Consider the following 13537-nt stretch of genomic DNA (forward strand, 5'->3'; position numbering starts at 1 on the left):
TGCCGGTTCCGGAACGGGCGGCCTCAGTACGCGGCGGCCAGGGCCGGCATGCGCCGTGCGGCGGCGGGGCGGATCAGGTCCCGCGCGAAGGTGTCCAGGAGCTCGGGCCGGGCGGTGAGCGGGAAGTAGTGGTCGCCGGGGAAGGTCTCCACGCGCAGGCCCCGCCGGGTGCACCGGCGCCAGCCGGCCAGGTCGAGACCCGTCACGCTGCGATCCTGGAGCCCGCCCATGGCGGTGACCGGGCAGTGGACCACATGGCGCGGGTCGCGCCGGTAGGTCTCCAGGACGGTGAGGTCGGCGCGCAGCGTGGCCAGGGCCCGGGCGGCGCGGCGCGGGTCGCGGTCGACCGGGGGCATCCGGCCGCGGTCGCGGAGCGCGCGGATCATCGCCGCGTCGGGCAGGTGGCCGACGGCGCGCTCCGGCAGGGTGCGCTGCGGCATGCCGGAGCCCGACACGTAGAGCCGGTCCGCGACCGCGTCGTGCTCCCATTCGAGCCGGGCGGCTATCTCGTACGCGAGGAGGGCGCCGAAGCCGTGCCCGTAGAGCGCGAACGGCCGGTCGCACATGCGGGCCACGTACGGCATGACCTCGGCGAGCAGCGGCTCCAGGCTGTCGCACGGGCGGGTGCGCGGGTGGCGGCCGCGGCCGGGCAGTTCCACGGGCGTGACGACGACCGAGGGGCCCATCGCCTCGATCCAGGGCAAGTAGACGCCGGCGGAGACGCCCTCGAAGGGGAGGCAGAACAGCCGCACCGAGCTGTCGGCGGTCATCGGCCCACCGGCCCCGCGAGCAGGTCGCCGGCGGCGGACGGCCGGCTCGGGGTGCCGCCGCGCAGCAGGACGGCGTACGCCTCGGTGGCCCGGTCGAGGAGGCGCAGCCCCGCCTGCCGGTCCATCAGCTCGCGGGCGTACCGCCAGGCGAAGGTCCAGGTGCGGTCGTCGCGCCGGATCAGGGTGGCGCACATCGGCCCCGCCGACGGCCCCTGGTCGACGGGCAGTCCGGTGACCGCCTCCCGCGCGAGCCGCTCGGCGAGGCGGGCGTCCTGGACCTCCGGGCGGGTGGCCCGCCAGTCGACGACCTGGAGCCGGAAGCCGGGTCCGAGGACGCTCTGCCATGCCTGCTCGTACACCAGCGGCAGCAGGCCGGTCAGGGACAGCACGAACCGCTCCGTGCGGCCGCCGTCGGAGGCGGCGGGGGCGTCGGAGGCGGCGGGGGCCGGTCGCGGCGACAGGGCCGGACGGACGGCCCATAACGGGCGGAGCTCCTCGCTGGTCGCGGTCACGCGAGCACCGATCCTTCCATCAGATTTCGCCATTAGGCGGCGGGGGAATATGTCAGGTCCCGGAGGTGAGTGCTTTCCGCGTGCCTCACCGGTCACCACCGCAATTGCCAGCCGACCGTACCCGTGCGGTCCCCACGCGCATCAATACGGTGGGACCGAAGCAATGGCCGAAGGAACACGTATGGATACCTTCGGGGGTCGGGGCGTCTGTTAGCGTCGGGCGCGTCCGTGGTGTACGCCGTTCACCGGTGATCGGGGGATCGAAGTGGGGGCTCGGGTTTCCTCCACTCCATCCGCGGAGGCCCCTTTCCGCCAGGGCGGCGACGGATTGATCGTGACCGGTCATTATCTTTGACGGCGCTGGTCGGCGGGAGGTTCAGGGCGGTGCCCCAGGAACTGTTCGGCAGAAGCGAAGAATCCAAGATCATCAGAGAGATGCTCGAGTCCGCGAGAGCGGGCGCGGGGGCGGTCGCGCTGGTGGAGGGGATCATCGGGACGGGCAAGACGTCCCTGCTCCGCTGGGCCGAGGACACCGCACGCGAGCAGGGCATGGTCGTGCTCTCCGCCACGGCCTCCCCCACCGAACAGCGTTTCTCGCTGGGGGTCGTCCACCAGCTCCTCGGCACGCTGCCCGAGACGGCCGGGGGATGGGAGCGGGCCTTCGCGTCGAGCGCGGGGAGCGACGACGGACCGGCCGAGCCCGACTACCCGCTCCTCGCGGAGCTCTGCGCGGGTGTCGGCCGGGCGGCGCGCCGCACCCCGATCCTGCTGACGGTCGACTCCGTGCAGCACGCCGACCGCAAGTCCCTGCTGTGGCTGGGCTTCCTCAGCCGCCGGCTCGACAACCTGCCCGTCGTGCTGCTGGCCACCAAGCGCTGCGGCGAGCCGGCCAGCGACCAGCACCTGCTGGTCGAGTTCATGGAGGGCGTCCGCCCCGACCGCCACATCCATCTGCACGACCTGAGCCCGAGCGCCGCCTCCGACCTGGCCGCCGCGCTGTGCGGTCACGACCACGAGGCGGTGGACGCGCTGGTCGCCGACACGGGCGGCAACCCGTATCTGCTGACCGAGCAGATACGCACCGTGCCGGCCGGCCCCGGCGCGGTACCGCCCGGCGGGGCGGGGCACGCGGCGGGTGACGGGGCCGGGACCGTGGCCGGTCACGCACCGGACGAGCACGTCGGCCGGGACCGCGCCGGGCGGGACCGGTCGGGCCGGGAGCACGGGGGCCGGGACCGGTCGGGCCGGGAGCACACCGGCCGGACGGTGGCGGACCCGGCGGACGAGCGGATGCGCCTGAAGGCGGTCAAGGAGCGCATCCTGTGCATGCTCCGGCGGCTCGACCCGCACTGCCTGGAGGTCGCCCGCGCGGCCAGCATCCTGGGCTCGCCGCTGGATCCCGCCATCCTGGCGGACCTGTGCGGCGTCCCGACGGAGGACGCCTGCCGCAGCCTGTCGCGACTCACCGAGTCGGGCCTGCTCTGCCCGCACGACATGACGTTCCGGCACCCGCTCCTCGCCGGGCTGCTCTACCAGGACATCCCCTGCGCCGAGCGGGCCGAACTCCACCGCCACGCCGCCCGGTTCATGTGGCGCCGCAACGCGCCGCGCGAGGACGTCGCCGGCCACCTGCTGCGCTCCCACCGGCTCGACGAGCCGTGGATGGCCCGGCTGCTGCTCGACGTCGCCCAGGACACCGTCGGCCGCGACCCGGCCGGGGCACGGCGCCTGATCGAGAAGGCCCTGCTGCACGGCGTGCCCGACGAACTGGCCGCCCGAGCCGAGGGATTGAGGATCCAGGCGCTCACCGCCCTGGACCTGCCGGCCTCGGCGCGCGCCCTGACCGCGCATGCCGCCTGCCCGCAGGACCCCGGCGACCGGCTGCAGGAGGCGCTGAGCCTCTCCGACGTCCTGCTGCGCCTGGACCAGCTCGCCCGCGCCCGCGAGGTGCTCGAGGAGGCCCGCGAGGAGATCGGCGACCTGGACCCGTCCGCCGCCGCCCGGCTGCGCGAGCGGCTCCTCCACATCCGGCTGCACGAGGGCACGTACCGCCCGGGGGTCGGGGACGGGGCGAGCTCCGGCACCCCTTCCGGAGCCGGGGCCGGGGGCGAGAACCGGCTGGAGCGGGTGCTGCTGCTGCGCACCGGGGCGGGCGACTCGGCCCAGGCGGTGCGGCGGATCGCCGACCGGACCCTGACCGTTCCCCGCGCCCCGTACGGCTCTCCCACCTGGTACCACGCGCTGCTCGCGCTGCTGTGGGCGGGCGACGTCGACGAGGCCCGGCGGCACATGGACACCGAAGTGCGCCTCGCCCGTGCCGACGGCACCGTGACCCGGATCGCCGAGGCCCTGGCCGTACGCGGCCTGGTGCAACTGCACCGCGGGCTGCTCCCGGACGCCGAGGACGACGCCTGCCAGGCACTCGACCTGCTCACCCGGATCGGTGCCGCCGCGCACCACGTGGGGGCACTGGCCCGCAGCGTGCTGATCGACGTGGCCCTGGAGAAGGGTGACATCGCGGCGGCCGACGCGCTGCTCGACAAGGCGCCGCCGCTGCCCGGCGGGCAGCCCGTCACCTGGTGGCGGCTGTATCTCCTGCACAGCACCGGGCGCGCCCTGGGCCGGCTCGGGCAGGCCCAGCGCGGGCTCGCCCTGATCGCCGACTGCGAGGAGGAGCTGACCCGCCGGGGTGTCGTCAACCCGGCCGTCCTGCCCTGGCGTTCGACCCGCTCCACCCTCCTGCTGGCCCAGCGCAACATGGCCGCGGCCCGGCGCGTCGCCCGCGAGGAGACCGAGCTCGCCCGCCGCTGGGGCGCTCCCTTCGCCCTCGGCCGCGCCCTGGTCGCGCAGGCGTCCGCCAGCACGGGCCTCGAGGCGCTGCACCTCGCCGACCAGGCCCTGGAGATCCTCGAACCCTCCCCCACGCCGCTGCTGTTCGCCCACGCGCTGTACGAGGCGGGCCGGGCCCACCGGCAGATCGGCAAGGCCCGCCGCACCCGCGAACTGCTGCACCGCGCGAACGAGCTGGGCATCTCCCTGGGCGCCGACGGCCTGGTCGAGGCCGTGCAGCGGGAGCTGCGGTACGCGGGCGGGCGGCCCGATCCGCGCAAGGACTCCCCCGAGTCGCTGCTCACCCCGACCGAACGGCAGGTCTCGGAACTGGCGGCGGGCGGGATGAGCAACCGCGACATCGCGGACCTGCTCAAGGTGAGCCTGCGGAACGTCGAGTCCCATCTCACCCACTCCTACCGGAAGCTGCGGATCAGCGGCCGCCACGAACTGATCCGCTACTTCCCGCCGGAGGCGGACTCTCCCACGGCCCCGGTACTGATCTACCAGCCCCGCCCGGCACTGACCCCGCAGCACCAACTCCGGACGGGCTGACGGGAGGGCGGAGAGCCCCGCTGACGCCCGGGCTGACGCACGGCGGTGCCCCGGTCGGCGGTCCACCGCCGTGCGGGGCTCGCCGCGCTCGGGCGACTGCCGGGCCGACTGCGGCCCGGGCCGACCGTGGTGGGCGCAGCCATCCGCCCGTACGCCGCCCGAGTGCGGGCGGTCGCCTGGGCCTCGCCGCCCGAGCGGGGCGAGCGGGCGCCCGGGCCCGTATGGCCTGCGGGCCGGCACGCGGTCCACGCAGCCCGTACGCCATCTGAGCGCGGCGGGCCTGCGGACCCGTACACGGCCCGCCGCCCGAGCCGCCATTCGAGCCCGGGCGGTCACCTGAGCCCGGGCGGTCGCCTGAGCCTGAGCCGCCGCCCGGGCCCACGGACCCGTACACAGCCCGCAGCCCGTACGGGCCCTGCCACCCGAGCGCCGCCCCAACCCCCGTCGGCCGCCCGCTACCCAGGCACGTCCTGTGTGCCCAACTCCCCCTGCGTGCCCCGTGCCTCCCGTCCTCCCGGCGCCTCTCGCTCACCCACCGCCGCCTCCGCCTCGCGGGGAGCGGACACCTCCGCGAAGGCCCCGTCGAGCAGGACGCGCAGCCCCGCCGCGAAGCGTTCCTGGTCGGTCATCCCGGCCATGAGGGGGGCGACCCGGCGTACGGTCGGATAGTCCTCGGTGCCGTCCGCGCTCGCGGTCGGGCGGGGAAGCAGGCCCGGTGCCCCGGCACGGGCGGCGACCAGGTGGCCCACCAGGTAGTCCCAGATGGCGATGTGCAGGCGCGCGGCCTGCGCGTCGGTCAGGCCGGCCCGGATCAGGGCGTCCAGGATGAACTCGGAGAGGCGCATGGACGTGGCGCCGAGCAGCGGTCCGTCGAGCATCTCGGTGGCGATCCAGCCGTGCTCCTCCAGGACCCGGTGCGCGCTCTGCGCCGCCTCCACGATGGCCGTACGGGGATCGTCGCCGGGATCCGGCAACTCGATCCGCCGGGACACCTCGTCGAACAGCAGGGACATCAGCTCGCGTTTGTCGCTCACGTGCTTGTAGACGGCCGCGGGGGCCTTGCCGAGTTCGCCGGCGAGCTTGCGCATGCTGAGGCCGGTCACGCCCTCGCGCTCCAGCACACGCAGCCCCGCCGCCACGATGCGCGGACGCGTCAGCGGCTGCATCGTACGCTCCGGGTCGGGTCGGGGACGGGTCGGTGATGTGGGGAGCGCCATCGTCTCGCACCGGGGCGGCCCGCGGTACGGAAACGCGGGCAACGAAACATGCCTGTCGTGTTTGCCGGACCCCGGGCACGCCGGAGGCCCGGCCCCCTCCCTGCCGGGGCCGGGCTTCCGGACGTACGCGACGGAGGTCCGCGACGGATGTACGGGACGGACGTACGAGACGGGCGGACGACTCGTCGTCAGGCGGCCCCTCGGCTGCCGGGCTTGAAGCCCGCCTTGGCCGTGCCGACGATCGCGAAGGCCAGGACGGCGAGCGCGAGCAGCACCCACGGGAACGACGTGGCGCCGGAGGACTCCAGGAGGAGGCCGCCGACCACGCCGCCGCCCGCGACGGCCAGGTTGAAGATGGTGACCAGCATCGACTGGGCGACGTCGGCGCCGTCGCCCGCCGCGTCCGCGATGGCGGTCTGCAGCAGGGTCGGGGCGCCGCCGAAGGTCAGGCCCCAGGCGACCACGCCGACGATCACGGCGACCGGCGAGTCGTAGCCGATGCCGAGGACCAGCGAGGCCGCGGCGAAGCCGGCCAGGCTGACCAGGGTCAGGAAGCGCAGCTTGCGGTCGACGAACATGCCCGTGAGCCAGATGCCGACGATCGCGGTGGCGCCGAAGACCAGCAGCATCACGTCGACGCGCTCACCGAGGCCCGCCTTGCTCATGAACGGCGAGATGTAGGTGTAGAGGATGTTGTGGGCCAGGATCCACAGGAAGATCACCGCGAGGATGGGCCGGATGCCGGGCGTCACGAAGATCTCGCGGATGGGCCGGCGCTGTTCGGCGGCCTGGCCGGCGAAGTCCGGCACCAGGGCGCGCACCCAGATCATCAGGGCGAGCGCGACGGCGGACATGATCCAGAAGACGCCCTGCCAGCTTGTGATCGACCCCAGGTACGTGCCGAGCGGGACGCCGGCGGTCAGCGCGATGGGCTGGCCGACGCCGACGACGGCGAGGGCACGGCCCTGGAGGTGTTCGGGCACGAGGCGCCGGGCGTAACCGGCGAGCAGGCCCCAGATCACGCCGGAGGCCATGCCGGCGACGAAGCGGGCGCCGAGCGTGACGCCGTAGTGGGTGGAGAGGGCGGTGACGGTGTTGAAGACGAACAGCCCGCCGACGGCGGCCAGCAGCAGCGGGCGGCGCCGCACACTGCGGGTCGCGGCGATCACGGGGATCGCGGCGACGACGGATCCGATGGCGTACAGGGTGACGAGCTGGCCCGCCAGTCCTTCGGACACGTCGAGGCCGCGCCCGATCTGCGGGAGCAGGCCCGCCGGCATCGTCTCGGTCATGATCGCGAGGAAGCCCGCGGCGGTGAACGCGAGGAGTTTGAGGATGGGAAGCCGTTCCTCGGACGGCGCCTGCTGGGGGCGCAGTGCGGTTGCGGTCGCTTCGCTACTGCCGGTGCTGGTCACGGGGATTCTCCAGTTTGGCGCGGCCCGCCGCTCGGGACGGGCCGCGGCCATCGGTCAGACAGGGTCAGACAGGGGTCGGACTGAACGGGGACAGGGGTGGGCCGTGGGTCAGTGCTCGGAGAGCAGCGAGCCGTGTCCGTGGACGCGGTCCTGGATGCCGTTCTGGCGCAGGGCGTGCCAGTACAGGACGGTGTTGTTGGAGATCACGGGCTTGCCGGTCCAGAATTCGGCGACCGCCGCGACGTGCGACATGGCGACGTTGGTGCCGACCTGGACGATGGCCTCGATGTCGGGGCCGTCGATCGCCTTGATGACGTCGCGGAGTTCGGTCTCGGAGACGTGCGAGATCTTCGCGGGGCTGGGCATGCCGAGGCCCTGGATGCGGACGACGTCGTAGCCGCTGTCCTTGAAGAAGCGGCTGACGGAGTCGTCGCCGAGGGGCAGGTACGGCGTGATGACGGCGATCCGGCGGGCGCCGTAGACGCCGAGCGCGGCCTTGATCGCGTCGGGGCTCATGACGACGGGCAGGCCGCCCGCGGCCTCGCGCATCGAGGCGAGGACCCGCTCGTGGGAGTCGGGGCCGTCCCAGTAGCTCTCCGGCGAGACGCCGATGATCACGGTGTCGGGGTTGCAGCTCACGACGCTCTTGATCGCCGGGTGGGTGGAGTTGCGGATGCTGTGCATCACGTGGTCGAAGCCGGGCTCGTCGACCATCGAGTCGTCGCCGATGACCATGCGGCCGATGTGGTTGGTGACCTGGTGGGGGCGCAGGGCCTCCAGCTCGGGCTGGGCCGAGGTGTTGGTCGAGGGGACGACGACGCCGACCTTGAGTCGGGGGCCGAGGGAGTCGGTCATTGCGGGTGCCTCTCGGTTGTTCGGGTGGTGGACCGGGGCGGCGGACGGGGCTGCGGACGGGGCGGTCACGCGGACCGGTAGTCGGGCGCCTTGATCAGCCGGTCGGCGAGACCGGTGATCCGGGGCGCCAGGACCTGGTCCTGCCAGTCCTTCCGGTCCACGGGGTGCAGGGAGATGGAGACGGCTCCGTCGTAGGTCGAGAAGTGCTCGACGACGACGTCGGACAGGGCTTTGGCCAGCCGGTCCTTCTGCTCGTCGGTGAATTCCCGGTCGTAGTAGGAAATGTCCACGTGCGGCACGAGGGACTCCAGATCCGGAGGTTCGATGAGGTGGCGCGCGCAGGGGCGCGTAGGGCTACGAAGGGGTCGCCGTAACGGCGGCCTGAAAGTCGGTCGGAAGGGGCGGGCGCGACCGGGGCCGGCGGCCGGTGACCGGCCGACCGGCCAACCGACCAGCCAGCCGGTCGGCCGGTCGACGGACCGGTGGACCGACTGGCCGACCAACCGGCCGACCGACGGGTGCTAGACGGCGAGCCGGGCCCGGATGGCGGTCACCAGTTCGGCGATGCCGCGCTCCTTGAGGACGCTGTAGTGGTCGCCCTGCAGGTCGACGACCGTGGCGGGGGCGGCGGAGTAGCCGGAGCTGCCCTCGAGGAACGAGTAGTCGTCGCCGGTCGCCTTGAAGACCGTCACCGGCGCGGTCAGCCGGCGCTCGCTCAGTTCCCGGAAGTTGTACTCGAATTCGTAGGTCTCGCCGACGATGCGGGTGATCCGGCGGATCAGCCGCTCGTCCAGGGCGGGTATTCGGTCGTGGACGAAGGCGACGAAGCCGTCCTCGTCGCGGCCGGCCGCCAGGCACTCCTCGACCTCGGGGCCGCTGATCGAGCCGGCGAAGACCGAGTAGAGGATGGTGACGTAGGCGGGGTTGGTGTACGCGGCCTCGCGGCCGTGGCGGTCGGCCTCGGCGGCCCTCACCTTCGGGTTGCCGGGGCACAGCAGCAGCACCTGCTCCACCTTCTCGCCGGCCTGCTCCAGTTGCCAGGCGGCCTCGAAGGCGACGCGGGCGCCGAAGGAGTAGCCCCACAGCAGGTAGGGGCCCTCGGGCTGGATCCGCCGGATCTCGGCGACGTCGGCCGCCGCCATCTCCTGGACGGTCGGATAGGGCTCCTCGCCCTCGTTGATGCCGTGCGCCTGGACTCCGTAGAACGGCCGGCCGAGGCCGGACTCGCGGCCGAGCAGCCGCAGGTTCATCGGGTAGCCGCCCAGGCCGGGCCAGCAGAACACCGGGGTGGTGACGCCCTCGGCGCCCTTGGGGGTGTCGTCGTGCAGCTTGACCAGGCGCGAGACGGGCGTGTCGGAGCCGTCCGCGATGCGGGCGGCCAGGTCGCGCAGCCGGGGTGCCTCGAAGACGACCTGGAGCGGCAGCCGGGTGCCGAACTCCCGGTTGATCCGGTTGACCAGGGCCACCGCGATCAGCGAGTTGCCGCCGGCCGCGAAGAAGTCGTCCTCGGTCGACACGTCCTCGTACTTGAGGGCCGTGCCCCACACGTCGGCGAGCCACCGCTCGTGGGCGGTCGCCGGGGCGACATAGGGGGCGCCGCTGCCCGCGGAGCGCACCTGCTCGCTCGCGGCGAGGGTCTTGACGTCGACCTTGCCGTTGGCGGTCAGGGGCAGGTCGTCCATGACGAGGACCCGGTTGGGGATCATGTAATCGGGCAGGAAGCCGGCCAGCTCGTCCTTGATGATCTCGGCCGGGCCTCTGGTGTGGACGGCGTCCTCGTTCATGCCCTCGCTCAGGAGCTGCTCCTCGCTGACCCTGCCGCCGAGGAAGAAGTACGAGGGGCCGGTCTCGGTGCCGATGGAGGCGAGGATCTCGTCGATCCGCCGGGCGGCGGGCAGCGGGTTGCCGGACTTGGAGCTGTATCCGGAGGACATGAAGCCGAGGGAGAGCCCGTTGCGCTGGAGGCGGTGCAGCTTGGCGCCCATCGCGACGTATGCGAGCCAGGGCTCCTCGGCGCGGCTGATCGCGGTGATGCCGAAGGAGGCCCGGTCGTACACCGCCTGGTTGATGGCGATGACGTGCCGGCGCTGGATCAGCTCGTCCGAGACGTGCTCGAACGCGCCCTCGTGGTAGCGGTAGTGGCCGGCCGGCAGGTCCGCGATCCGGCCCGGGTGGGCCTGGACGTAGATCTCGGTCGGGTCCCGGCGGGGCACGCCGTCGTTCGGGTACACCTCGAAGGTGCCGAGGTAGTAGTCCTCCTCGACGACGTCGAGGCGGTCCTTGACGGCGGGGGTGAAGCCGGCGGGGCGGATGGTGAGTCCGTACTCGGGCAGCACCTCCTCGAAGACGCCGAGCATGTGACCGGTCTCGAACTCCAGGACCTCCTGGATGTTGTTGGCGTAGACCGGCTCGATGGCGCGCTTCTTGCCGACGAAGTGCACGTTCAGGGCGGGGCCCGTCAGGTCGGTGCCGGTGATCCGCACCAGGGTGTGGTCGACCGGGTGGTGGTAGTAGACTCCCGGCTCCACTCCGGCGACGCCGCTGATCTCCAGGTACATCTGGGTGGCGTACAGCGCGCCGGGCGAGGCGTACGCGTACTTCGGAAGGAGCCGCTCCGCGCTGCGGAAGGGCCCGAACCAGCGCAGGAGCTCGCCCAGTTGGTCCCGCGTCAGTTCGTCGAGGCCGCGGGTCAGCGTGCCGGCCGGCGGCGGCGCGAGGAGTCGGCGGATGTCCTCCCGGGTGACCTCGCCGCCCTCGTAGAAGCGGTAGGTCTTGCGGGCGAAGGTCTCCCGGCGCTGCTGCTCGGTGCCCTCCTTGCCGGGCAGGCCGAGGACCGGCCGGCCGGACAGTTCCCGCGGCTCGCGCAGACCCGGGTTGGACAACTGCGCCTTGACCTGGAGCTTGCTGGCCTTGGACTGGTGGTGGCCGCCGTGGTTGCCCTGGTCCATCAGGGCCGCCTCGCGCGGGTTGAGCTCGATGCAGGCGACCAGGTTCTGGAAGCCGGTGCGCGGGTCGTCGGTGACGACGGCCGCGGCGCGGCGGACCCAGGCGTGCTCCTCGATGGCGAGGGAGATCTCGTCGAGCTCGACACGGTAGCCGCGCAGTTTGACCTGGTTGTCGGCGCGGCCGACGCAGGTGATGGTGCCGTCCTCGTTCCAGTAGGCGAGGTCACCGGTCTTGTAGAGCCGCTCGGTCGGGACGAACGGCGACGGGATGAATCGTTCCTCCGTCAGGTCGTCGCGGTGCAGATAGCCGCGGGCGAGCTGGACGCCGCCGATGTAGAGCTCTCCGGTGGTGCCGATGTCGACCGGCCGGAGCTCCTCGTCGAGGATGAAGCACGTCGTGTTGTCGACGGGCACGCCGATCGGCACGGAGACGGAGCCGGAGCCGTCGCCGAGGGAGTCGGGGTCCACCAGGCACGCGGTGGCGTTGATGGTGGTCTCGGTGGGGCCGTACAGGTTGACCAGCGAGATCCACGGCAGCTCGGTCAGCAGGGACCGGGCGAGCCGCTGGGACAGCGCCTCGCCGCCGGAGAACACCCGGCGCAGGGAGGTGCAGGCGCGGAACTCGTCCAGGTCGACCAGGGCCTGGAGCAGGGTGGGCACGCCCTGCAGGGTGGTGACCTGGTGGCGCCTGATGGCGGCGACGAGCGCCTCGGGGTCGCGGTAGATGCCGGGCGCGCCGACGACGACCTTCGCTCCGGCGGCGGGGGCGAGGATCTCCCACTGCGCCGCGTCGAAGCTCATCGGGGTCTTCTGCAGGACGGTGACGTGGCTGCCGAGGTGGCCGAAGGAGTGCATCCAGCGCACCTGGGACACGATGCTGCGGTGCTCGATCATCACGCCCTTGGGCTTGCCGGTGCTGCCCGAGGTGTAGATGACGTACGCCAGGGAGTCCGGCCGCGGGCCCGTCCGGTGGTGGTCGGGGCCGGGCTCCGGCTCGGTCGCGGCGATGGTCGTCACGGCGGCGGCCGCGGCGGCGGTCGTGGCGGCGGCGCTTCCGGGGGTGCCTCCGACGGTGCTTGCGCCGACGCTGTCGCCGGTGCTTCCGGCGCCGCAGGGCGGTACGCCGTCGAGAGGGGCGTCGGGGAGGTCCGCGAGTGTGACGATGCGGGTGCCGGACGGGGCGAGCGCGGCGAGCCGCTCCCGCAGGTGTTCCTGGGTCACGACGACCCCGGTGCGACTGTTCTCGATCATGTAGCGGAGCCGGTCCTCGGGGTACTCCGGGGAGAGCGGCAGATACGCGGCCCCGGCGAACAGGATTCCCCACGCCCCGATCATCAGGTCCAGCGACGGCTCGGTGTAGAGGCCGACGCAGGTGTCGATCGAGACGCCCAGGCCGGAGAGGTGCACGGCCAGCCGGCCGCTGGCGTCGGTGAGCTCCCGGTAGGTGAGGCTGCGGTCGTCGGAGACGACGGCGATGTCCTCGGGCCGCGCCATGGCCTGCTGCTCCAGAAGGCTGGGCAGGCAGGCCCCGTCCTCCAGGCGTAAGCCGTAAAGGGGCGCAACGGACTGAACGGGTGACAAGGTGATCCCCCATGAAAACGACGTTGTTGCCCTGACGAACAGGGCTCTCCCCCGCGTCCTCCCGTCGGTGACGGGCGGACCGGGTCTTCGCGGCCCCGGCGACGGGGAAGTGGTCGATCTCCCGTGCCGGTCAGGCGTACACGAGTCCCCGGTGCGGTCCGGGACACTCGGTGCCGCGTCGACGAGTTGAGGTAATCACACCGTCCGGCCGGTCGTCACGCCGCGCCATTGAATTTTAACAATCGTTCCAGAACCGCTAACCTGGCGGCATGTCACCTCGCCCCCGGAGCTTCGACCTCCACCACGCACTGGACGCGGCGATGGCCACGTTCTGGGACAAGGGTTACGCCGGAACGTCGGCGCAAGACCTCGTGGACAGCACGGGACTTGGCCGCGGCAGCCTCTACAACACCTTCGACAGCAAGCGCGGCCTTTTCGAGGCGGCGCTCCGGCGGTACGACGCGGAGCACACCAGTCGCCTGGTCGGTCTGCTCGAAGAGGGCGAAGGACCGGCCCGCGAGCGGATCCGCGCGGTCCTGATGAGCGTCGTCGACGAGGAGACGGCGGAGGCTCCCGAGCACCGCGGCTGTCTCGTCGTGAACACCGCGATGGAGATGGCCGGCCGCGATCCGGAGATCACCGAGCACGTCCGCACCACCTTCGCCCGGATGCAGACGGCACTGCGTGTCAGCGTCGAGCAGGGCCAGCGCGACGGCTCGATGCCGAAGGACCAGGAGCCGCGGGTGCTCGCCGTCCATCTGCTCAACTCGATGTACGGGCTGCGGGTGCTCGGCAAGGTGAGCGACCGCGCGACGCTGACCTCCCTCGTGGACCAGATCCTTCCGCCCGCCCCCTGAC

At 72.7% G+C, this 13537-nt stretch carries 9 protein-coding genes; 2 read left to right on the forward strand and 7 right to left on the reverse strand.

Annotated elements, in window-relative coordinates; translation table 11 throughout:
- Positions 1-23: 23 nt before the first annotated feature.
- Together ABZ135_RS19470 and ABZ135_RS19475 are read right to left on the reverse strand one after the other, a co-directional pair.
- Positions 24-770 carry a thioesterase domain-containing protein gene (locus tag ABZ135_RS19470; RefSeq protein WP_356697330.1) on the reverse strand — a complete coding sequence of 249 codons (747 nt, stop codon included), beginning with the start codon at positions 768-770 and terminating at the stop codon, positions 24-26.
- Positions 767-1282, reverse strand: coding sequence for a hypothetical protein (locus ABZ135_RS19475; RefSeq protein ID WP_356697332.1), 516 nt, complete (start codon positions 1280-1282; stop codon positions 767-769). Before ABZ135_RS19475 ends, ABZ135_RS19470 begins: the two co-directional genes overlap by 4 nt.
- A 384-nt stretch (positions 1283-1666) precedes the next feature.
- On the opposite strand from ABZ135_RS19475, the gene ABZ135_RS19480 reads away from it, so the two are divergent.
- On the forward strand, positions 1667-4666 hold the full coding sequence (locus ABZ135_RS19480) for a BREX system ATP-binding domain-containing protein (RefSeq protein ID WP_356697334.1): 3000 nt from the start codon (positions 1667-1669) through the stop codon (positions 4664-4666).
- A 455-nt stretch (positions 4667-5121) separates the two neighbouring features.
- Here ABZ135_RS19480 and ABZ135_RS19485 read toward each other — a convergent pair whose 3' ends face one another.
- The 5 genes from ABZ135_RS19485 to ABZ135_RS19505 form a co-directional block, all read right to left on the reverse strand.
- Complete coding sequence (locus ABZ135_RS19485) at positions 5122-5832, reverse strand: TetR/AcrR family transcriptional regulator (RefSeq protein ID WP_356697336.1); 711 nt, start codon at positions 5830-5832, stop codon at positions 5122-5124.
- Between the two features lie 239 nt (positions 5833-6071).
- A complete protein-coding gene (locus tag ABZ135_RS19490) occupies positions 6072-7298 on the reverse strand; it encodes an MFS transporter (protein ID WP_356697338.1) in 1227 nt (408 codons plus the stop codon).
- A 108-nt stretch (positions 7299-7406) separates the two neighbouring features.
- Positions 7407-8153 (reverse strand): arylmalonate decarboxylase, encoded by a 747-nt coding sequence (locus tag ABZ135_RS19495; RefSeq protein WP_356697340.1) that lies wholly within the window; start codon positions 8151-8153, stop codon positions 7407-7409.
- 65 nt (positions 8154-8218) lie between these two features.
- Positions 8219-8443 carry a tautomerase family protein gene (locus ABZ135_RS19500; RefSeq protein ID WP_356697342.1) on the reverse strand — a complete coding sequence of 75 codons (225 nt, stop codon included), beginning with the start codon at positions 8441-8443 and terminating at the stop codon, positions 8219-8221.
- 231 nt (positions 8444-8674) lie between these two features.
- A complete protein-coding gene (locus tag ABZ135_RS19505; RefSeq protein ID WP_356697415.1) occupies positions 8675-12637 on the reverse strand; it encodes an amino acid adenylation domain-containing protein in 3963 nt (1320 codons plus the stop codon).
- Between the two features lie 311 nt (positions 12638-12948).
- Here ABZ135_RS19505 and ABZ135_RS19510 point away from each other — a divergent pair, with 311 nt between their 5' ends.
- Positions 12949-13536 carry a TetR/AcrR family transcriptional regulator gene (locus ABZ135_RS19510; RefSeq protein WP_356697344.1) on the forward strand — a complete coding sequence of 196 codons (588 nt, stop codon included), beginning with the start codon at positions 12949-12951 and terminating at the stop codon, positions 13534-13536.
- Position 13537 lies beyond the last annotated feature (1 nt).

Source organism: Streptomyces sp. NPDC006339 (genome assembly GCF_040612775.1).
GTDB lineage: Bacteria > Actinomycetota > Actinomycetes > Streptomycetales > Streptomycetaceae > Streptomyces.

What these genes read in the sequence shown, in the direction of transcription:
- ABZ135_RS19470 (WP_356697330.1), bottom strand. Translation starts at nt 770, where the DNA reads ATGACCGCCGACAGCTCGGTGCGGCTGTTCTGCCTCCCCTTCGAGGGC.
- ABZ135_RS19485 (WP_356697336.1), bottom strand. Translation starts at nt 5,832, where the DNA reads ATGCAGCCGCTGACGCGTCCGCGCATCGTGGCGGCGGGGCTGCGTGTG.
- ABZ135_RS19495 (WP_356697340.1), bottom strand. Translation starts at nt 8,153, where the DNA reads ATGACCGACTCCCTCGGCCCCCGACTCAAGGTCGGCGTCGTCGTCCCC.
- ABZ135_RS19510 (WP_356697344.1), top strand. Translation starts at nt 12,949, where the DNA reads ATGTCACCTCGCCCCCGGAGCTTCGACCTCCACCACGCACTGGACGCG.